Below are 18,946 nucleotides of genomic sequence, written 5' to 3'. Positions count from 1 at the left end.
CCAATTGTCAGTAGGCTTGGGACATGAACCTGCACCCTGCCGATAGCCATGACACGATCCGAGTACGCCAAGCACGGGAAAACAACCTGCGGGGCGTCGACGTCGATATTCCCAAACGCCGCATCACCGCCTTTACCGGCGTATCGGGTTCAGGAAAGTCCTCGCTGGTGTTCGGCACAATTGCCGCCGAGTCCCAGCGGCTGATCAATGAAACGTACACGACCTTCATCCAGAGCTTCATGCCGTCGATGCCCCGGCCTGACGTGGAGGTGCTGGAGAATCTGTCTACGGCCATCGTGGTCGACCAGGAACGGATGGGCGCGAATTCGCGTTCTACCGTGGGCACGGCAACCGATGCCTATTCGCTTCTGCGCGTGCTGTATTCGCGGTACTCCACCCCGAGCGCCGGCGGCGCGGGCGCGTATTCGTTTAATCTCGGCCAGGGGGCGTGCCCGGTATGCGAGGGTTTCGGCACCGAGGCGAGCATCGACCTTGATGAACTGCTGGATTGGGACAAAACCCTGAATGAGGGAGCCATCAAGGCGCCCAACTTCGCCCCGGGCGCGTGGCTGTGGCAGACGCTGACCGCCGGCACGCAGCCGGACCTGAACGTGAAGCTCAGGGACATGCCCAAGGCCATGCTGGACCGCATGCTCTATGAGGAAGCGGGCAAGGTCAAGCTCAACGGCGCGAACATGAGCTACTCCGGCTTGATCACCCGCATCAAGTCCAATTACATCCATTCGGGCAGGGAAATCAAGCAAGCCCATATCCGCGAGTGGATCGAGCGGATCTCCACGACCGCCCCTTGCTCCGCCTGCGACGGTTCCCGGCTGGGACCGGCGGCCCGCGAGTCGAAGATCAATTCCCTGGGGATCGCGGACATGACGGTAATGCAGGTGTCCGAGCTGCTCGACGCACTGGATCAGATCCAGATTCAGGATGCGTCGCCGCTGATCACCAATTTGAAGGCCGTGCTCGAATCCATGGTGGATCTGGGCCTGGGATACCTTTCGCTGGACCGCCCGGCTGGCACGCTCTCCGGCGGTGAAGCCCAGCGCGTGAAGATGATCCGGCATCTTGGATCGGCGCTCAGCGATGTCACCTATGTATTCGACGAGCCCACCGTGGGTTTGCATCCCCATGACATCCAGCGGATGAACAGGTTGCTGGCCGGCCTGCGCGACAAGGGCAATACCGTGCTGGTGGTGGAGCACAAGCCAGACGTCATCGGCATTGCCGACCACGTCATCGACCTGGGTCCGGGCGCCGGCACCCACGGCGGCACCATTTGCTACAGCGGAGCCGTGGATGGCCTGCTCGCCAGCGATACGCTCACCGGGAAGCATTTCACGACGCGTGCCGCCCTCAATACGACCCCGCGCAAGGCCACTGGCGCGATGGAAGTGCGTGGCGCCTCCCTGCATAACCTGAAGAATCTTTCCGTTGATATTCCCACCGGCGTGATGTGCGCGATCACCGGCGTCGCGGGTTCGGGCAAGTCCACGCTGATCCACTCGACGATCGCCAAGCGCGAGGATGTTGCCGTGGTGGACCAAACGGCGATCCGCGGATCACGGCGTTCGAACCCTGCCACCTACACCGGGATCATGGATCCGATCCGTGCCGCCTTTGCGAAGGCCAACGGCGTGAAGCCGGCCTTGTTCAGCGCCAACTCGGCCGGCGCCTGTCCTGCCTGCAGCGGTGTCGGCTACACCTACACGGATTTGGCTTCCATGGCCGGGGTCGCCCTGCCGTGCGAGCAGTGCGGAGGCAAGCGGTATACAGCTGAAGTGCTGGAATACACCCTGGACGGCTTGAACATCGCCGAAGTCCTGGACTTGAGCATGGAAGAAGCCTTGGAGCAGCTGAAGGTGCCCAAGGCCAAGGCCATGCTGGAACGGCTGAATCAGGTGGGCTTGGGCTACCTGAAACTGGGCCAGCGGCTGAATACGCTCTCCGGCGGCGAACGGCAGCGCATCAAGCTGGCCATCAACCTGGGCCAGGGCGCCGGTACGTACGTCCTTGATGAGCCAACCACCGGGTTGCATATTGCCGATGTGCAGAACCTGCTGCGGCTGCTCGACGAGATGGTCGACGAAGGCAATACCGTCATTGTCATCGAGCATCACCTGGCAGTCGTCGCGCACAGCGACTGGGTCATCGACTTGGGCCCCGGGGCAGGCCACGAAGGCGGAAGCATCGTCTTCGAAGGGACCCCTGCGGATCTTGCCGCCTCGGGCACGCTGACCGGCGAACACCTCGCCGCCTACGTCAGGGGATAGGCGTGGCGCAGAAACTCAGGAAACCTCAGCCGGCTGACGCGCCGGAGTTGGCCCGGCTGCATGTCGAGTGCTGGAAGGAAACCTACACGCATCTGCTGCCCGACGGGTTCTTCGACTCCGCGCATGATGAGCAACGCCTGGGCATGTGGACCAGGGTGCTGGATGACCCGAATCCGCTGTTCCGGATCTGCGTCGCGGAGAACGAGGACAGGAAGCTTGTCGGCTTCGCCTTCGCGGCTCCGCCCACGGGAAATACCGAAGGCCTGCGCGAAGACGTGGCTCGGCAGCTGTACAACCTGTATGTGCTGCGGGCCTTCCATGGGGATGGCACCGGGCAGGCGCTGCTGGATGCAGTGCTGGGCGACGAGCCGGCCGTGCTCTGGGTGGCTACCCAGAATCCGCGGGCCATCAGGTTCTATGAACGCAACGGCTTCGACTTCGACGGAGCCACCGAGGTTGACCCGGCCGCCCCGGAAATCACCGACGCGAGGATGCTGCGGTAGCTAGCCGCCGGCAAGAATCTCCAGGATGTCCGGGTCCGTTGGGGTGCCCAGTTTCGCATCGATCTTCGAGACCAACTGCGCTTGGCGACGCAGCGTGTCGTATTCGGCATGCGAATCAGTGTCCTTCCGAATTCCCATGGAGTCTCGCGCATGGAACTTGTCCAGTGCCAGCTCCTTGACCACATCGCGAATCAACGCCAAGTCCTCGGGCTGCACCGCCCAGCTATCTTGATGCTCGCGCATCCAGGATCTGCGCTGCGCGTCGTCCAGGCCTTCGGGCGGCTGGCCTGCGCCCTGAAGATGCTCGAGCATCGACGTGCCGACATTCTGCTCGACGATGTCCTGGGACAAACACCGGTCAATGGCGTATTGGACGCGTAGCCACCATTGACCGGCGGTATCCACTTTCGAGCGCAGCCGCAGCGTTCGCATGGCCAGGACTACGCCTGCGCCCGCGATGATTACTGTTAGCAGCGGGACGAGCGCGAGCACGATTCCCAGCCCAGTGCCCCAGCCGCCACCATATCCGTTCATGCTCCGATCCTAGATTGGGCTTCGGACCGGAGCAATCGTCACGTGGCCGAGGCTAGATGCGCACGAGCATCTTGCCGGTGTTCGCTCCGCGCATCATGCCCAGGAAGGCGTCCACGGTATTCTCGATGCCGTCAACAATTGTCTCGTCGTAGGCGATCTTGCCTTCGGAGAACCACTGGCCCATGCGCTCGCCGAATTCCGGGGCGAGATCAAGGTAGCTGGAAAGGGTGAACCCCTGCAGCTTCAGCCCGCGGGTGATCAGGTTGGACATGTTCTGCGGACCCGGAGCCGGCTCGGTGGTGTTGTAGCTGGCGATGGCGCCGCACAGGGCTGCGCGCCCGCCATCGTTGAAAGCTGCCAGCGCGGCTTCGAGGTGATCCCCGCCGACGTTGTCGAAAAAGACGTCGATGCCCTCGGGAGCTGCGGTGGCCAGCTGGCCGCGCACGTCGCCATCCTTGTAGTTGAAGGCTGCGTCGTAGCCGTACTTGCTGGTCAGCAGTTCAATCTTCTCGGCGCTGCCGGCCGAACCGATGACGCGCTTGGCTCCCATGAGCTTGGCGATCTGCCCGGCAGCAGTGCCCACTGCCCCTGCGGCACCGGAGACGAAGACGGTCTCCCCTTCTGCAAGATTTGCGATAGCGCTCAGGCCCACGTAGGCGGTCAACCCGGTCATGCCCAGGATGTGCAGACGAAGAGATGACGATACCCCAGGCAGATCAGGCGCCGGCTTGAAGCTGGACGAATCGGCTTGCACGGTGTCCGACCAGCCCAGCTGATGCTGGACCAAGGTGCCTGCCGGGAATGCCGCGTCAGCGGTCTCGACCACGCGGCCAATCGCTCCGCCGAGGATCTGCTCGCCGATCTGGAACGGAGGAATGTAGGAGCGGGTGTCGTTCATGCGTCCGCGCATGTAAGGGTCCACCGAAATGAACTCGTTGCGCACCCGAATTTCCCCGGTTTTCAGCTCCGGCAGCTCAACGGTCTGCACGGTGAAGTTCTCGTGGGTCGGCCAGCCGGAGGGGCGGGAGGCGAGCAGGATCTGCGTGCTGGTTGCTTTGGTCATGGTTACCAGTTCTTTCAAGTCTCGGTAGCGTGTGGAATTCTTCGTGTCGTACTAGTTGCCCAGCACGAGGCCAAGGATCAGCAGTACGACGGCCAGAAATGGCAATACCCCCTGCTTGATGGCGAGCTTCGCTTTGCCAGGGCTGCCCAGTGCCAGCACCAGCGCGGCGGCCAGCATCGAGCCGGTTCCGGCGAAGACCAAGGTAGCGCCCACTGCCATGTGTCCCAGGCCCAAGGCGATCACGCCTGCAATTGACGCTATGGCCAGGAAGAGGTTGTAGAACCCCTGGTTGAAGGCCATCTCCCGCGTCGCTTCCGCTTCAGCCTCGCTGGTCTTGAACACCGACCGGGTCTTGGCGGTGGTCCATGACAGAGACTCCATCGAGAAGATGTAGATGTGCAGCAGGGCGGCTGCTGTTGCGAAGATCTGCGCGGCGATGATCATGATGCGTCCTTAATGTGCGGGGAACAACTATTCTGTAACGACCATTTCAATATATACTGGAATGGTCGTTACGAAAAGAGGAGATGGGTGTGATGGCGCGAACATCCGCATTCGATAAAGAAAAAGTCATCCAGAGTGCCCGATCGGTCTTCTGGTCACGCGGCTTCGAGGCCACGTCCATTCCCGAGCTTGAAAACGCTACCGGCCTGAGCCGCTCCAGCATCTACAACTCGTTCGGCTCCAAGCGCGGCCTCTTCGACGCAGCGGTGGACAGCTACCTCAATGAGATCGTGCGCCCGCGATTGCGTCCACTGCTCCAGGATCCCGTACCGGCCCACGCGCTGGAAGACTACCTGCGCGGACTTGCCGCCGCCTTCGCGAAACCCGAATCCCTGCCAGCGGCCCATGGCTGCCTGCTGATCAATACCGCCAGCGCACCAATTGCCGCCGAAAACGACATCGCTGCCGTCATTTCCGCCTACCGCGAAGAACTCGATGGCGCCGTGGGCCGCGGATTGAAGGCAGTTTGCCCAGAGCTCTCCTCCGAACGCCATGCCCTGCTCAGCGATACCATTACCGGGCTCGTGGTGGCGGCCTTCGCCCTGGTGCGCATCTCCCCCGGCGAAGCAGTCCGCTTGCTGCAGTGCGCGGAGAACCTGTTGGAGGACTAGCAGCACATCTTCCTAGACGGTGCCGCTGCGCGAAGACGGGTTTACCATGGAATCCCGGCAACGGGCTCGGGACTTCCTTGCGCGGAGCGATGACCGATGGACCAGGTTCGAGAACAAATTGCCGCCAGCTACCGGCGTGATGCCGCTGCCTTGGCTGGCTTCTTGTCTGGCGCCGATCGCAGCTCGTTGGCCAAGCACAGCGAAAGCACCCGCTGGAGCAACGAGCAGCTGCTCTTCCATATGGTCTTCGGCTATATGGTGGTCCGCGCGCTCATCCCGCTGGTGCACCTGCTGATCAAATGCCCGCCGTGGATCCGTTCGGCCTTCTGCGCGGTGCTCAATTCCGGCACGCGGCTGTTCCACCCGGTGAATTACCTCGGATCCTGCGCGGCGGCTACGGTCTACAACCATCGCCGGATGCGCACACGGCTGGAGCGGACCCAAGCAACGATCCTGGCCACGCTGGCAACAGAAGACATCGCGGACCTGCAACGCTGCGTCGACTTCCCGCGCCGATGGGATCCGTTTTTCCATGAGCACATGAGCTTGGCCGATGTCTATGCCTACCCCAGCTTGCACTTCGCTTTCCATGCCAGACAGCTGTCGCTGCCCTGAAGCCGAACCGGTACGCGAGGGACAAGTGCCCGCACTACGTCGCGATCAGCGTCTGCGCGGAATACATTCGGCTGATCCATGATCATTCGCGCGCAAAAATGGCCTGCCCGAACTCCAGCGAGTTCGGGCAGGCCATTGGAGGAAATCCCGGTATTAGTGGGTGTCCTCGGCTGCGATTTCGGTACGGTCACCGCTCCACTGCGTGTGGAAGGTGCCTTCCTTGTCGGTGCGGCGGTAGGTGTGCGCACCGAAGTAGTCGCGCAGGCCCTGGGTCAGTGCTGCTGGCAGGCGGTCGCGGCGCAGGCCATCGTAGTAGGCCAGCGACGAGGAGAACACCGGTGCAGGGATGCCCAGCTGGACAGCAACGGAAACCACGCGGCGCCATGCTGGAACTGCCTTGTTGATGGCCTCGGCGAAGGCCGGGGCGAACAGCAGGTTCGAAGGCTTCTCGCCGGCCGAGTAGGCGGCGGTGATGTCCTTGAGCAGGGCCGCACGGATGATGCAGCCCTCGCGCCACAGACCGGCGATCTCGTCGAGCTTCAGCTCCCAGTTGTATTCGCCGGCAGCCGAGGTGAGCATGTCGATGCCCTGGGCGTAGGAAACCAGCTTCGAGGCGAACAGCGCCTGGCGCACATCCTCGACGAAGTTCTCCGGCAGTGCGACCTCGGCGGTTTCGCCGGTCAGCACCTGCTGGCCCACGGCGCGGATATCGCGCTGCGAGGACAGTGAGCGGGCGAAGACCGATTCGGCAATGGCCGATACCGGCGAGCCCATGTCCAGGCCGGACTGCACGGTCCAGCGGCCGGTGCCCTTCTGCCCTGCGGAGTCCTGGATGACATCGACCAGCGGCTTGCCGGTGGATGCATCGACGTGGCCCAGCACTTCGGCGGTGATCTCGATCAGGAAGCTGGACAGCTCGTCCTGGTTCCACTCGTTGAAGATCTCTGCCTGCTTGGCCGGCTCGATGCCTGCGGCGTTGCGCATCAGGTCGTAGGCTTCGCCGATGACCTGCATGTCGGCGTATTCGATGCCGTTGTGGACCATCTTCACGAAGTGGCCGGCACCGTCGGTGGAGATCCAGGCGCAGCATGGTGCACCGTCGTCGGCCTTCGCGGAGATCTTCTCCAGCATCGGGCCCAGCGACTTGTATGATTCGGCGGATCCACCTGGCATGATCGATGGGCCCAGCAGCGCGCCTTCTTCGCCGCCGGAGACGCCGATGCCCACGAAGTGCAGGCCCTTTTCGGCCAGGGAGGCTTCGCGGCGGCGGGTGTCGGTGTAGTGCGAGTTGCCCGCGTCGATGACCACGTCGCCCTCTTCAAGCAGCGGCACCAGCTGGTCGATGACCGAGTCCACCGGAGAGCCGGCCTTGACCATAATCAGCACGCGGCGCGGCGTTTCGAGGTTTGCAACCAGTTCTTCCAAGCTTTCGGTGCGAATGAAATCGCCTTCATCGCCATGCGCTTCGAGCAGCGCGTCGGTCTTGCCGACCGAGCGGTTGTGCAGGGCGACGGTATATCCGTTGCGGGCGAAGTTGCGGGCCAGGTTTGCGCCCATGACGGCCAGACCTGTGACACCAATCTGTGCAGGCATAAAAATAAGTCTCCATCGATTACGGGGAGTTGGACCGCCAAGCAGAGACCGGATGAGTCACGATCCCTGTTCACGGCCACGTGACCCTTCCATCCTACAAGGGCGAGGGCCGTGATTTACAGCGGTTCGCAAAAGTTAAAGCATATTTATTTCGGGGATCGACTTGCCTTTGCCTGATTTGACGCAGGCCATTGGCTAAACTGAACCCCATGGCAACAAGTCTGCACGCTCATGTGGTTGAGCACCTCGGCTCCCGCATTATCAGCGGGCAAATTCCGCGCGGCTCCATTATCCTCGCCGCCGACCTGGAACAGAAGCTGCAGGTCTCGCGCTCGGTGATCCGTGAAGCCATCCGGGTCCTGGCTCAATGCGGCCTAGTCAACAGCACCAAGCGGGTAGGTATTCGAGTGCTCGGCGCCGAGAGCTGGAACCCCTACGACGATCATGTCATCCGCTGGCGGCTGGCCAGCGACCAGAAGGGCGCGCAGCTGCGCTCACTGACCGAACTGCGCATTTCCGTCGAGCCGATGGCCGCGGAACTGGCGGCCGAGTTCGCCCCCGAAGCGATGCGCAAGGAGCTGATGATGCTCTCCGCGCAGATGAACCATTACGGACGCCAAGGTGATTTACGGCGATTCCTGGAGCTGGATATCCGATTCCATGCGGTGGTGCTGGCCGCCTCGGGCAACGAGATGTTCGCGAATCTCGCCACCCCGATCGGAGCGATCCTGCGTGGCCGCACCGAACTGGGCCTGATGCCCGAACGTCCCCACGAAGAAGCCCTGCTCTGGCACCAGTCGGTCGCGGATGCGATCTCCAATTCGGATGCCGCCAGTGCGCGGAAGAATATGGAAAGCATCATGCGCCGGACGCACAACGAGATCTGCAGCCTCTGGGACGGAGCACCGCGCTTGTTCGTGGATCCGGCCAAGAGCTCCCAGTAGCCAGGCTATCCCGCATCGCATTAAGAAACCGCCGGGGCAGCGATCTGCGTCGCTGCCCCGGCGGATTCTTTGCTTAGCCCGAGCTCGCTTTAGGCCAGCGCGGTCGCCAGGCCGTAGAACACCATGACACAGGCGAAGCCGACCACCGAAACCAGCGCCTGGCCAACAGTCCACACCTTCAAGGTCGTGGGCACATCGAGATCCAGGAAGCGCGAGATCAGCCAGAAGCCCGAATCATTGACGTGGCCGGCGAAGACCGAGCCCGCAGCCAGTGCCAGCACCATGGCGGCAACCTGGAAGGCGCTCAGTGAGGAATCGGCCAGCACCGCGGGCTGGACGATGGCGGCCGCCGTAGTCAGCGCCACCGTGGCCGAACCCTGGGCCAGGCGGACGATGGCGGCGATCAGGAAGCCGGCGACGATCAACGGCATGCCCACCGATTCAAGCGAGCTCGCGATAGCGTTGCCGATACCGCTCGCCCGCAGCACGCCGCCGAACATGCCTCCGGCGCCGGTGATCAAAATGATCGAGCAGACCGGGCCCAAGGCCGAGTCCACGACGGTTTCGGTCAGCGTCTTGTCCTTGCCCTTGAGGAATCCCAGCAGGAAGATGCCCAACAGCACCGTAATAAGCAGGGCCACCGGGGTCTCGCCGAGCAGGCGCAGCCAGCGCACCCAGGCGGATTCCGGATCCACGACGCCTGCGGAGCCGAGCATGTTCAAGCCGGTATTCATGAAGATCAGCAGCAGCGGGAGCAGCAGCAGGCTGAATACCGTGCCCACCGACGGCAAGGACTTGAACTCGTCCTTCGATGCCCCGTTGCCCAGAGCCGCATCCAGGATATTCGGGACCGGGATATCGAACTTCTTGCCGACGAACTTTCCGAACAGATGCCCGGCAACGAACCAGGTCGGGATCGCGACGACCAGGCCGAGCACCAGCACGAGCCCGACGTTGGCTTCCAGAAGGCCGGACGCGGCCACCGGTCCAGGGTGGGGCGGCACGAATACGTGCATCACCGAGAATGCGGTGGCCGAGGGGATTGCGTAGAGCAGCAGCGAACCGCCCAGGCGGCGGGCCACAGTGAAGATGATCGGCAGCATGACTACCAGTCCAGCATCGAAGAAGATCGGGAAGCCGAAGAGCAGCGAAGCCACCGACAAGGCCAGTGGCGCGCGCTTCTCGCCGAACTTGGAGATCAGCCAGCTGGTCATCACATCAGCACCGCCGCTGGTTTCCAGCATGCGTCCGAGCATTGCACCCAAGCCGACCAGCAGTGCCACGCTGGCCAAAGTGGATCCGAAGCCGCCGGTCAGTGTCGTAATGACCGATTCAGCGGGGATGCCCGACGCTACGGCGGTCAGCAAGCTGGTAAGTACCAGTGCGAGGAACGCATGGACGCGGAAGCGGATGATCAGCAGCAGCAGCAGCGCTACCGCGGCGACCGCCAGTAGCAGCAGGCCGGGCGTGCCCAGCGTCCAGTTCAGTTCAAGTTCGCTTGTCATTGTCTTCCTTGATCAATGGGAGGCCTTTGCCTTGGGGGGTTGCGGATTGATGTCAGTGCGCCGCACGAGGAGCGGTCGGCGAAGTGAGCTTTGCGGCCAATTGACTGACGATCTCCTCTGGGCTGTCGGCAATATCGGCACTGAGCACCGGTTCGTCCGGGTCCGGTACTTCGAGTGTGGCCAGCTGGCTGTTGAGCAGGCTGGCCGGCATGTACTCGTGCGAACGCGCAGTAATCCGATCCCGAATCAAGTTCGGGCCACCGGCAAGGTGGATGAAAACCGTCGCCGGTGCCAGGCGCCTGATGAGATCCCGGTAGCTTCGCTTGAGCGCGGAGCAGGCGATCACCGGCGGCGCCTGGCGCTGATTGCTTTCGGCCAGCTTCGTTCCAATCAGTTCCAGCCATGGCTCGCGATCAGCGTCATCCAGCGCCTGGCCGGCAGCCATTTTTTCCTTGTTGGCCTTGGGATGCAAGCTGTCGCCATCGATGAATTCATGCTCCAGCCGGTCGGCGAGCAGTTGGCCGATGGTGGTTTTGCCGCTGCCCGAAACACCCATCACCACAATGGGCGGGACTTGCTGATTCATGCATTCACTCCGTTGCGTGCAAACTAATATATGACTTATGGATATTCTAGTTCCATAAAATATGATTTAACTAGACTAAGAGTGAGCTGGGCTACTGTCAACAAATGTCGCGGAGAATCTGCTTGATCCACGCAAACGCACTGGTCAGCCAGTATATTTCCAGGAAATCATGCCAATCCTTCAATCGATGCTTGAACCAAGTCTATGAAAACCCTGAATTTCGATGCGATTTTCGTAGATCACCTGCTCAAACCCATGTATTGTCTCGTTTTAGGTGGATCGAACCCGACCACTACACAGTCTGACCATTGGAGCGAATCATGGGATTCATTGGATGGATCGTATTGGGCTTGATTGCCGGAGCGATCGCAAAGGCCATTCTGCCCGGCAAGCAAGGTGGCGGCTGGATTGCCACCTTGGTACTCGGTGTCGTCGGCGCGCTGATCGGCGGCTGGCTCGGAAGCCTGATCTTCGATGTCGGGCTCAACGAGTTCTGGAGCATCTCCACATGGCTGCTGGCCATTGGCGGCGCACTGATCGTACTGGTTATCTGGGGATTCATCACCAAAAAGCGCGGCTAATCCAGCTTCGCTATCGCTAGCCCCGTCTATCCAGACAGTTGAACCCGCCGATGGGCAGCTCCCGCTGCCCATCGGCGGGTTCTCTTTTGCCATGTGCTGGCGAATGCCACAGCTACCCACCAGTAATCTGCCGTAGAATTCGAACACGGGGGATTAATCCCCGAGCACCACATTAAGGACGGCCATGGCTACCGCACCACTCCCCGCTCCAAGCACAGTCCGGGCAGCGCGCACTTTCGCGCACATCGGCACCGAACGCACGCGCTGGCGCGGGCTCATCCACGCCTGGTCCACCCCGGGCATCATCATCATGAACCTGGTGCTGATCGTGCTGGCCGACGGGCGCTTGGCCGAATGGACCACCGCCGTCTTCGCCCTCTGCTCAATCCTGCTCTTTGGCACCTCGGCGCTATATCACCGCGGGAACTGGACGGACAAGGTTATGGGCCTCTTCCGCCGAGCCGACCATGCGAACATTTTCCTGCTCATCGCCGGCACCTATACCCCGGTCGCAGCGCTGACCTTGCCGGGCCGGCAGGCGATCATCGTCCTGTCGATCATCTGGGCCGGAGCATTGGCCGGGATCGCCATCAAGTCCTTCTGGCCAGCTGCACCGCGCTGGGTAGGGGTCAGCCTCTACATCCTGCTCGGTTGGGGCGCGTTGATGCAGCTGCCAGCTTTCTGGGCCGCGAATCCCGCGGTGATGATCCTGATTCTTGCAGGCGGCGTGGCTTATACGGTTGGGGCGGTGTTCTACGCCACCAAGCGGCCTAATCCCCTGCCGAAGATCTTCGGATTCCATGAGCTCTTCCATGCCTGCACCGTCATGGCCTTCCTCTGCCATTGGACGGCAGTGCTTCTCGTAGCCCTGTAGCCGTACCGGCCAGTTTTTATAAGCGAACGCCGCAAGCTTCTTCAAGAAGCTTGCGGCGATCGCTTTTATGCATCCGCTACTATGCTGGCTAGCGCTGGCCGTAGCGCTTGCGCACGACAACCAGTCCGAGCAGCGAGATCACGGCAATCGCCATATAGTACAGGCTGGGCGCATCCAGTGACCCGGTCACGTCAAGCAGCCAGGTCAGCACCAGCGGGGCGATGCCACCCAAGAGGGTTACGCCCACGTTGTACGCCACCGACAGGCCTGAACCGCGGATCGCAGCCGGGAAGAGGTTTGAGAGCAACGCCGGCAGCGGGCCGAAATAGAAGGACATGATCACACCAAGCACCGCAATCACGATCACCATCACGATGACGCTCGGCTTCGAAGTCATCAGCTTGAACAACGGGTAGGCCAGCACGAACGCTGCCACTGCCGCATAGGTCATCACCCTTGCCGGGCCGATCCGGTCGGCCAGATGGCCCACCAGCGGAACACCGCACAGCGTGATGATGCCCGCCGAGATTCCACCCAGGAAGGCTGCATCGGCGGGGATCTTCAGGTTCGTGACGGCGAAGGTCGGCATGTACAGGATCATGTACACCGAAATCGTGGCCACGCCAATGGTTGCCACCGCGGCGAGCACGCGTCCGTAGTGCTGGGCAAACAGCGTGCCCAGCGGCGATTTCTCCTTGGCCGTGGAAATGAACTCCTCGGTTTCCTCCAGCTTTGCGCGAATGTACAGGCCGACCGGCCCGATCAGCAGGCCAACGAAGAACGGCACGCGCCAGCCCCAGCTCTCCAGGGCTTCCTGGCTCAAGCCCGTGGTCAGGAAATAGCCGAAGGCCGAGGCCAGCAGCATGGACGCACCCTGGCTGGCGACTTGCCACGAAGAGTAGAACGCTTTCTTATGCGGTGCCGTTTCAATCAGGAACGCGGTGGCCGTGCCGAACTCGCCACCGGCGGAGAATCCTTGAATCAACCGCGAGAGCAGGATGATCAAGGCACCCGCCACGCCCGCCACTTCATAGGGCGGCGCCACGGCCATGATCAGCGTTCCGAGCATCATCAACCCCAGCGTCAGGGTCAGTGCGCTCTTGCGCCCCTTGCGGTCGGCATAGCTGCCCAGCACCATGCCGCCCAAGGGCCTGATCACGTAGGAAATCGCGAAGGTGGCGAAGGTGAGAATCAGCGCGAACGTGCCATCGGATTCCGGATAGAACACCTTGGCGATCGTGGTTGCAAAGGTGGCATAGACAATGATGTCGAACCATTCAAGGGCCGCGCCGATGGAACTGGAGATGACGGCCTTGCGCGCCTTGGCGATCTGTTCTGGCGTAGCCACGGCTCCGTTGCTCATGAGCTGGCCTTTGCAATCAGCGAATCAATGAAGTTCTCGCAGGCCACGATCTGCTCCAGCTCGATGTACTCGTCCGGAGCGTGCGCCTGGGCGATATCGCCGGGACCGCACACCACGGTGGGAATGCCTGCCGCCGCGAACAGCCCGGCTTCGGTGCCATAGGTGACCTTTTCATCGGTGGCAATGGCGCCGCATGCGGCCGCGAAGGACACGATTTCTTCATCGGGTGCGGTATCCAGACCCGGAGCTCCTGCCTGCTGGGCGAGCTTCACTGAGCAGGCAGGGTTCTGCTCGCGCATTTCGGCCTCCAGCTTGGCCGCTTCGTCGCGGAAGCGTCCGGTGAGCGCCTCGCGGTCCACTACCGCCAGCGAGCGGTATTCGAAGTGGACCACTGCCTGCGAGGGAATGGTGTTCACCGCGATGCCGCCGTCGAACTTGTTCACGTTCATGGTGGTGGTCGGTTCGATGAAGGATTCATCGCGCGGACCATTGCTGCGCAGCTCGGCTGAAACTTCTTCGACGAAATTCGCGAAGCGCAGCGCGTAGGAAATGGCGTTGACGCCTTCGGATGGCAGCGAGGAGTGGGCGGCGACACCGTTGAACTCGGCGCGGAAAACATTCATCGACTTGTGCCCGCGGATGGCCCGCATGCTCGACGGCTCCCCCACGAAGCATCCGCGCGGTGCCAGGTTCTGGTCAACGATCTTCTGCACTAGCGACACCGCGCCGACGCAGCCGACTTCTTCGTCGTAGGACAGCGCCAGGTGGATTGGCTCGGCAAGTTTTGCGCTGGTGAGCTGGTCCAGCTTGGCGAGGATCACCCCGAGGTAGCCCTTCATGTCGCAGGTGCCGCGGCCATAGAGCTTGCCGTCGCGCACCTGTGCATCGAACGGATCGCTGCTCCAGTCCTGGCCGTCCACCGGCACCACGTCGGTGTGCCCGGAGAGCACGATGCCGCCGGTGCGCGTCCCATCGGCCGCGGGGATGGTGGCCAGCAGGTTGGCTTTGGTGCCTTCGTCGTTGTGGATCAGCTGGGAGCTGATGCCGTAGGCGTCCAGCTTCTTCACCACATTCTCGATGAGTGGGAGGTTACTGTCGCGGCTCGTGGTGTCCACGGCGATGAGCTCGTGGATTTCCTTCATGCTTGCTTCGCTGGGCGCAGTCATCTCAGCTCCTGGTTCTAGGCAATAACGCTATGGACTCATAGTTCCACAGTGACCCTTCTCCGCCTAGAAAAATTTCGCAGAATGGCTTTCTGGCTAGTTGCGAATAATGACGGCGCCCCGCAAATAGTTCATGATTGCGTCCTCGAAGGCTGCTCGCTGGTCCACGAGCGTTGCCGCTGGGGCCAGCGCAGCTGACAGGTGCGGGTAGCTGCCCGTTTCCAATTGCGTGAACAGTGCCGCTGAATCCTGGGGCTGCTGCTGTTCCTGCTCATTCAGCGCAAATGCCGTAGTCATGGCATTGAGCATGGCCAGGCACTGCAGTTTGGCACCCGCATCCAGCCCGCTGCCATCCAGGGCAGTTGATCCGCGCTCCAGGTAGGCCAAAGTGTTCGGGCCCGTGGCATGCTTGCCCATGGCCAGCCCAGGGGTCCAAGGATGCCGGCGCATGATCCGCAACCCCTGGGTGGCCAGGCCCAGAAGCTGGTGGGCTGCGGAACCGGTGGGAGACTCGAGTTCATATTCAGCGCTGATCTGCTCCACCATGAGACCGCTGAGTTCCTCGTGGGAGTCCAGATAGCGGTAGAGCGATGCAGGGGCAGCTCCGATCTTGGCAGCTACGGCCCTGATTGATACCGACGCCATGCCTTCGGCATCGGCCAGTGCAATCGCCGCCAGGGCGATCTTAGTCTTGGAGTGCCGGGGCTTGGGTCCGGTGCGAGGCTGGATTCCTGGCATTGCTGCTTCTTTACCGCATGGCGCACGGTGCGCCAATCTCCGGTGTGTAGTTAATTGCGAACATCGTTCGCTATTAGTGCTACAGGCGAATCCATGCGCTTGCTGATGATCGGACCAGGAACACGCGGCGACGTCGCGCCGATGGCTGGCCATGGCCAGAGCCTGGCGGCCCACGGCATCGATGTCTCCATTGCGGCAAACCCTGCTGACAAGGACCTGGTCGTTACCGCAGGCTGCCGCTTCCGGGAGCCGTCCGGGGACATGAGTGCATTGGTCAAGCCGGCACCCCGGGCGCCAAAGCCAGCACCAAGGATCTGCGCTAATGCATGCGGGCGCTCAAAGATTATTTCGAACTGGCAGCTGCCGGAACGATCGCCGCGGCCGAACATGGTGCCGACATCATCATGGCCTATGCGGTAGCACTCTACGCCTATGACATAGCCGAGGCCATGGCGATCCCTGCGATCGGCGCGCACCTGCAGCCCAACGAACCTAGCACGGCGTACGCGCCCATGGCGTTGGGGTCAGCGCGCAGCTTCGGGTCCCCATCCTCCACGGCTTCAGTTCACTAGTCGTTTCGCGTCCCGCTGACTGGCATGAAGGGATCGTCAATTGCGGGTACTGCCAACCGCCGGCCGATCCGACATAGACCCCATCGCAGCGACTGCTCGACTTCCTCAACGATGGCCCACCTCCGGTCTTCATTGGCTTCGGCAGCACGCAGGCACTGGAACCGGCCTCATCATGGATGTTGCCCAGCGCGCTGGAAGACGCATCATCGTGCAAGGGGAACCGGAAATCGACGAACCCTCAGTCCTGGGCATTGGCGCAGTTCCGCACCATTGACTGTTTCCGCAGATGGCGGCCGTCGTGCACCATGCCGGGGCAGGCACCACAGCAGCAGGGCTGCTGGCTGGTGTCCCAGCAGTTCCAGTACCGATCTTCACCGACCAGCCGTTCTGGGCCCAGCGCATCCACCAGCTCGACGCTGCAGCTCAGCCCATTGCCTACAAGCAATTGACCGCACGGCGCCTTGCGGCCTCGATTGATGAGGTCCTGGCCAACGAGGATCTGGCTAGCGGCGTCCAGCGAATTGCCCGGCGCCTGGTCGCCGAACCTGACAGCTCGATTCCGGTGGCAAGGGCCCTCGAACAGCTCTGCAACTAGTATCGCCCCTGCAGGCCTGGCAGGCGTCGGCAGATCTGGCAATCCGGACACTCGCAGCAGTATTGCTCACGCGCGGTTCCCATGCCGCCCGGCAACGGGGCTCGTGGTTGCGGCCGTTGGTCGCGATCCCCGCGGCATTCTGATAATCGCGGCTCAGGTATACGGTCACACCGAGTTCAGCAAGGAGCGAAGCTGTTCCTTGTAGTCCTCAAAGGCAGTTCGCCCAGCACGCGTCAGAGCGATGTAGGTCACCGGATTCCGCCCTTCCAGGACCTTCTCCACCGCCACATACCCTGCTTCTTCGAGTTTGCGCAGGTGCGTTGCCAGATTTCCTGATGTCATCGACAGCAGGCCCTGCAGCTTGGGAAACGAGATGCTGTCCCCTGCACCCAAGGTATCCAGAACCGTTACGGTCCTCAGCCGCGCTTGGGCGTGGATGACCGGGTCAAGCTCCTGCATGCCCGCCTCGGATCAACGAACCTGAAACCAGCTCCGGCTTGCTGACGTGTAGCAGGCCCAGCACAATGAACCCCAAGCCGCCCAGTACTCCAGCCAGGAGATTCAATGGCGCCGGTGCAGCCAGCGACAACAGCGCAATGGCCAGGATCCAGGCTCCGAAAATCAGCTGGGTCCGGTCATTGAAGAGCAGTGAGCCGGCAACCACCAATACTCCGATGACCAGGCACAAGCTGCTGAGAGCAAAAGTGACCATGCCCATGGAGCTCAGCCCTTCGGCATGCAGCCGCCACCCCAGCAGGGCGGTGATGATCATGCCGAGGCTGAAGGTGTTGCCATAAATAGCGCCTTGAGCCATCGATGGCCCCTTGGTCCCCGAGCCGCGCTTGGCCGAATGCACTGCGGATATCACGATGGCGATGAGAAATGCGGCAGCCGCGATGCCAATACCAACCGCTGCAGGCAGCAGTGGCGAACCTTGCGGCGCCAGCGCGAAGAAGAGGCCGAGGAAGGCAATGATCCATGCGCCACCCCAGATTGAAAACAGCAGATGCTGGTTCGGGCTCATGCCCTCACGGGCTTGCTGTGCGTCCGCCTCGATTCCCTGCAGAATGCGAGCCGGGTCGATTTCCTTGTTATTCCCGCTGTCCATGGCGGTCTGCCTCCTCCGGCGTGTGCCGTTTCCGAGACGCAAAGCGATACGTGATGAAAACCACTTTGCATTGCAAAGTCTAAGATAGCCCTGCCATCCACTAGCCGCAAGAGGCGCGTTCTGGCCGCGGGACAGAATTAAGTCCCGGGAAATTCCATACAACAGCAGAAGGCACAGGCCAGAGGTAGTTCACGAGGCTTTGCACCATGCAATGAAACGCAAATAATTTTTCCTGCAGGGCGGCTAACTGCTTGCAGCTATTTGCGTCCGAGCACGGCCACTAGGAAATCGTCGGCAGGCAAATGGAAGTTCCATGTCGAATAGCGTTGCTGAATTACCAACCCCGCCTCTATGGCATCGGATTCGAAGTCAACGAACTCGTACCCACGTCCGGAACCGAAGCCGATGATCATGCGTCCGTCCGACGCCAAGTGCTCGCGCAGCTGCTGCAGTGATGGAAGGCGTTCGGACTCGGATAGGAAAGTGACAACATTGCCGGCGGAGACAATCAGATCGAATTCCTGCTTCTCCCCCGCTTCATCAGCAACTGTGAATTCAGCGAGGTTCCCGACCTGCCATTGGGCATTGGGGTACTCCATTCGCGCAACTTCGATGAGGTGCGGGTCGAGGTCGACGCCCACGACGTGGTGTCCTTGCTCGGAAAGCCAGCCGCCGATGCGCCCGGTTCCGCATCCGGCATCCAGGATCCTGCTGCCGCGGGCAACCATTGCGTCAACGGCGCGTGCTTCTCCGAAAATATCCTGGCCTTCGGCGGCGAGCGTGCGCCAGCGCTGGGCGAAGTTCTGCGAGTGGTCCGGGTTCTTGCGCACGGTGGCGAGCCAAAGGTTTTCTTCTGGTACAGTCATGAATCCAGTTTCGCACCTTCAGCGGACGTCGGCGATTCGACGGCCACGTCCAGAAAACGAGAAGAGACCGTTTCAATCACTGTGAAAAGTGATTGAAACGGTCTTCGTTGTGGTGGGCCCTACCGGGATCGAACCGATGACATTCACGGTGTAAACGTGACGCTCTACCAGCTGAGCTAAAGGCCCTCCTGCAATGGGTGAACTCGGAAATTGCTTTCCTTCATCCCTCCGCTGCAACAAGTAATAATCTAATGCATCCCGAACTGACTTGGCAACTTGATATGGACGTTTTGCCAAAAGAGTGCCGAGTATCACCCGCGAGGCAACCTTTAGAACCATTTTT

General features: G+C 61.6%; 21 protein-coding genes and 1 tRNA gene. 9 read left to right on the top strand and 13 right to left on the bottom strand.

Annotated elements, in window-relative coordinates; all coding sequences use genetic code 11:
* The first annotated feature begins 23 nt into the window (after positions 1-23).
* Both ACLQ8T_RS07950 and ACLQ8T_RS07945 read left to right on the top strand, forming a co-directional pair.
* The gene (locus ACLQ8T_RS07950) at positions 24-2,285 is read left to right on the top strand and encodes an ATP-binding cassette domain-containing protein (protein WP_413456311.1); all 2,262 of its coding nucleotides are present in this window, start codon (positions 24-26) and stop codon (positions 2,283-2,285) included.
* A gap of 2 nt (positions 2,286-2,287) precedes the next feature.
* Positions 2,288-2,788 (top strand): N-acetyltransferase family protein, encoded by a 501-nt coding sequence (locus tag ACLQ8T_RS07945; protein ID WP_413456310.1) that lies wholly within the window; start codon positions 2,288-2,290, stop codon positions 2,786-2,788.
* Here the strand turns inward: ACLQ8T_RS07945 and ACLQ8T_RS07940 are convergent, their stop codons facing one another.
* Genes ACLQ8T_RS07940 through ACLQ8T_RS07930 form a run of 3 tightly spaced genes read right to left on the bottom strand, consistent with a single transcriptional unit; the run spans position 2,789 to position 4,829 of the window.
* Positions 2,789-3,322, bottom strand: a complete 534-nt coding sequence (locus tag ACLQ8T_RS07940) for a hypothetical protein (protein ID WP_204721995.1) — start codon at positions 3,320-3,322, stop codon at positions 2,789-2,791.
* Between the two features lie 52 nt (positions 3,323-3,374).
* Positions 3,375-4,385: an NADP-dependent oxidoreductase gene (locus ACLQ8T_RS07935; protein WP_413456309.1), complete on the bottom strand. Its 1,011-nt coding sequence runs from the start codon at positions 4,383-4,385 to the stop codon at positions 3,375-3,377.
* 51 nt (positions 4,386-4,436) lie between these two features.
* Entirely contained in the window at positions 4,437-4,829 is a 393-nt protein-coding gene (locus ACLQ8T_RS07930; protein ID WP_413456308.1) for a DUF1304 domain-containing protein, read from the bottom strand.
* A gap of 92 nt (positions 4,830-4,921) precedes the next feature.
* Here ACLQ8T_RS07930 and ACLQ8T_RS07925 point away from each other — a divergent pair, with 92 nt between their 5' ends.
* Together ACLQ8T_RS07925 and ACLQ8T_RS07920 are read left to right on the top strand one after the other, a co-directional pair.
* Positions 4,922-5,500: a TetR/AcrR family transcriptional regulator gene (locus ACLQ8T_RS07925; RefSeq protein ID WP_413456307.1), complete on the top strand. Its 579-nt coding sequence runs from the start codon at positions 4,922-4,924 to the stop codon at positions 5,498-5,500.
* Between the two features lie 96 nt (positions 5,501-5,596).
* Positions 5,597-6,115, top strand: a complete 519-nt coding sequence (locus ACLQ8T_RS07920) for a DinB family protein (RefSeq protein ID WP_413456306.1) — start codon at positions 5,597-5,599, stop codon at positions 6,113-6,115.
* Between the two features lie 153 nt (positions 6,116-6,268).
* Here ACLQ8T_RS07920 and gndA read toward each other — a convergent pair whose 3' ends face one another.
* The gene (gene gndA, locus ACLQ8T_RS07915; protein ID WP_413456305.1) at positions 6,269-7,708 is read right to left on the bottom strand and encodes an NADP-dependent phosphogluconate dehydrogenase; all 1,440 of its coding nucleotides are present in this window, start codon (positions 7,706-7,708) and stop codon (positions 6,269-6,271) included.
* Positions 7,709-7,917: 209 nt separating this feature from the next.
* Here gndA and ACLQ8T_RS07910 point away from each other — a divergent pair, with 209 nt between their 5' ends.
* Positions 7,918-8,652, top strand: a complete 735-nt coding sequence (locus ACLQ8T_RS07910; RefSeq protein ID WP_413456304.1) for a FadR/GntR family transcriptional regulator — start codon at positions 7,918-7,920, stop codon at positions 8,650-8,652.
* 89 nt (positions 8,653-8,741) lie between these two features.
* Here the strand turns inward: ACLQ8T_RS07910 and ACLQ8T_RS07905 are convergent, their stop codons facing one another.
* Both ACLQ8T_RS07905 and ACLQ8T_RS07900 read right to left on the bottom strand, forming a co-directional pair.
* Positions 8,742-10,157, bottom strand: a complete 1,416-nt coding sequence (locus ACLQ8T_RS07905; RefSeq protein ID WP_413456303.1) for a GntP family permease — start codon at positions 10,155-10,157, stop codon at positions 8,742-8,744.
* A gap of 52 nt (positions 10,158-10,209) precedes the next feature.
* Positions 10,210-10,743, bottom strand: coding sequence for a gluconokinase (locus ACLQ8T_RS07900; RefSeq protein WP_413456302.1), 534 nt, complete (start codon positions 10,741-10,743; stop codon positions 10,210-10,212).
* Positions 10,744-11,063: 320 nt separating this feature from the next.
* Between ACLQ8T_RS07900 and ACLQ8T_RS07895 the strand changes: the two genes are divergently transcribed.
* Positions 11,064-11,324 carry a GlsB/YeaQ/YmgE family stress response membrane protein gene (locus ACLQ8T_RS07895; RefSeq protein ID WP_121866769.1) on the top strand — a complete coding sequence of 87 codons (261 nt, stop codon included), beginning with the start codon at positions 11,064-11,066 and terminating at the stop codon, positions 11,322-11,324.
* A gap of 184 nt (positions 11,325-11,508) precedes the next feature.
* Complete coding sequence (trhA, locus tag ACLQ8T_RS07890) at positions 11,509-12,198, top strand: PAQR family membrane homeostasis protein TrhA (RefSeq protein ID WP_236641076.1); 690 nt, start codon at positions 11,509-11,511, stop codon at positions 12,196-12,198.
* 88 nt (positions 12,199-12,286) lie between these two features.
* On the opposite strand, the gene ACLQ8T_RS07885 is transcribed toward trhA, so the two are convergent.
* From ACLQ8T_RS07885 to ACLQ8T_RS07875, 3 genes are all read right to left on the bottom strand, one after another.
* On the bottom strand, positions 12,287-13,561 hold the full coding sequence (locus tag ACLQ8T_RS07885) for an MFS transporter (RefSeq protein WP_413456301.1): 1,275 nt from the start codon (positions 13,559-13,561) through the stop codon (positions 12,287-12,289).
* Positions 13,558-14,727 (bottom strand): acetylornithine deacetylase, encoded by a 1,170-nt coding sequence (argE, locus tag ACLQ8T_RS07880; protein ID WP_413456300.1) that lies wholly within the window; start codon positions 14,725-14,727, stop codon positions 13,558-13,560. Before argE ends, ACLQ8T_RS07885 begins: the two co-directional genes overlap by 4 nt.
* A gap of 93 nt (positions 14,728-14,820) precedes the next feature.
* Entirely contained in the window at positions 14,821-15,462 is a 642-nt protein-coding gene (locus ACLQ8T_RS07875) for a TetR/AcrR family transcriptional regulator C-terminal domain-containing protein (protein ID WP_413456299.1), read from the bottom strand.
* Between the two features lie 326 nt (positions 15,463-15,788).
* Between ACLQ8T_RS07875 and ACLQ8T_RS07870 the strand changes: the two genes are divergently transcribed.
* Both ACLQ8T_RS07870 and ACLQ8T_RS07865 read left to right on the top strand, forming a co-directional pair.
* A complete protein-coding gene (locus ACLQ8T_RS07870; RefSeq protein WP_413456298.1) occupies positions 15,789-16,034 on the top strand; it encodes a hypothetical protein in 246 nt (81 codons plus the stop codon).
* A 298-nt stretch (positions 16,035-16,332) separates the two neighbouring features.
* Positions 16,333-16,629 (top strand): glycosyltransferase, encoded by a 297-nt coding sequence (locus tag ACLQ8T_RS07865; RefSeq protein ID WP_413456297.1) that lies wholly within the window; start codon positions 16,333-16,335, stop codon positions 16,627-16,629.
* A 165-nt stretch (positions 16,630-16,794) separates the two neighbouring features.
* Here the strand turns inward: ACLQ8T_RS07865 and ACLQ8T_RS07860 are convergent, their stop codons facing one another.
* The 4 genes from ACLQ8T_RS07860 to ACLQ8T_RS07845 form a co-directional block, all read right to left on the bottom strand.
* Positions 16,795-17,088, bottom strand: coding sequence for a transcriptional regulator (locus ACLQ8T_RS07860; RefSeq protein ID WP_413456296.1), 294 nt, complete (start codon positions 17,086-17,088; stop codon positions 16,795-16,797).
* Positions 17,075-17,737, bottom strand: a complete 663-nt coding sequence (locus tag ACLQ8T_RS07855) for a hypothetical protein (protein WP_413456295.1) — start codon at positions 17,735-17,737, stop codon at positions 17,075-17,077. Before ACLQ8T_RS07855 ends, ACLQ8T_RS07860 begins: the two co-directional genes overlap by 14 nt.
* Before the next feature lie 257 nt (positions 17,738-17,994).
* Positions 17,995-18,603: a class I SAM-dependent methyltransferase gene (locus ACLQ8T_RS07850; protein ID WP_413456294.1), complete on the bottom strand. Its 609-nt coding sequence runs from the start codon at positions 18,601-18,603 to the stop codon at positions 17,995-17,997.
* 110 nt (positions 18,604-18,713) lie between these two features.
* Positions 18,714-18,789 (bottom strand) — tRNA-Val (locus tag ACLQ8T_RS07845).
* Positions 18,790-18,946 lie beyond the last annotated feature (157 nt).

It is taken from the genome of Glutamicibacter sp. FR1, assembly GCF_047300825.1.
Taxonomy (GTDB): Bacteria; Actinomycetota; Actinomycetes; order Actinomycetales; family Micrococcaceae; genus Glutamicibacter; species Glutamicibacter nicotianae.
The sequence above is the reverse complement of the archived record's forward strand: the minus strand, read 5'-3'. Positions and strand labels throughout refer to the sequence as shown.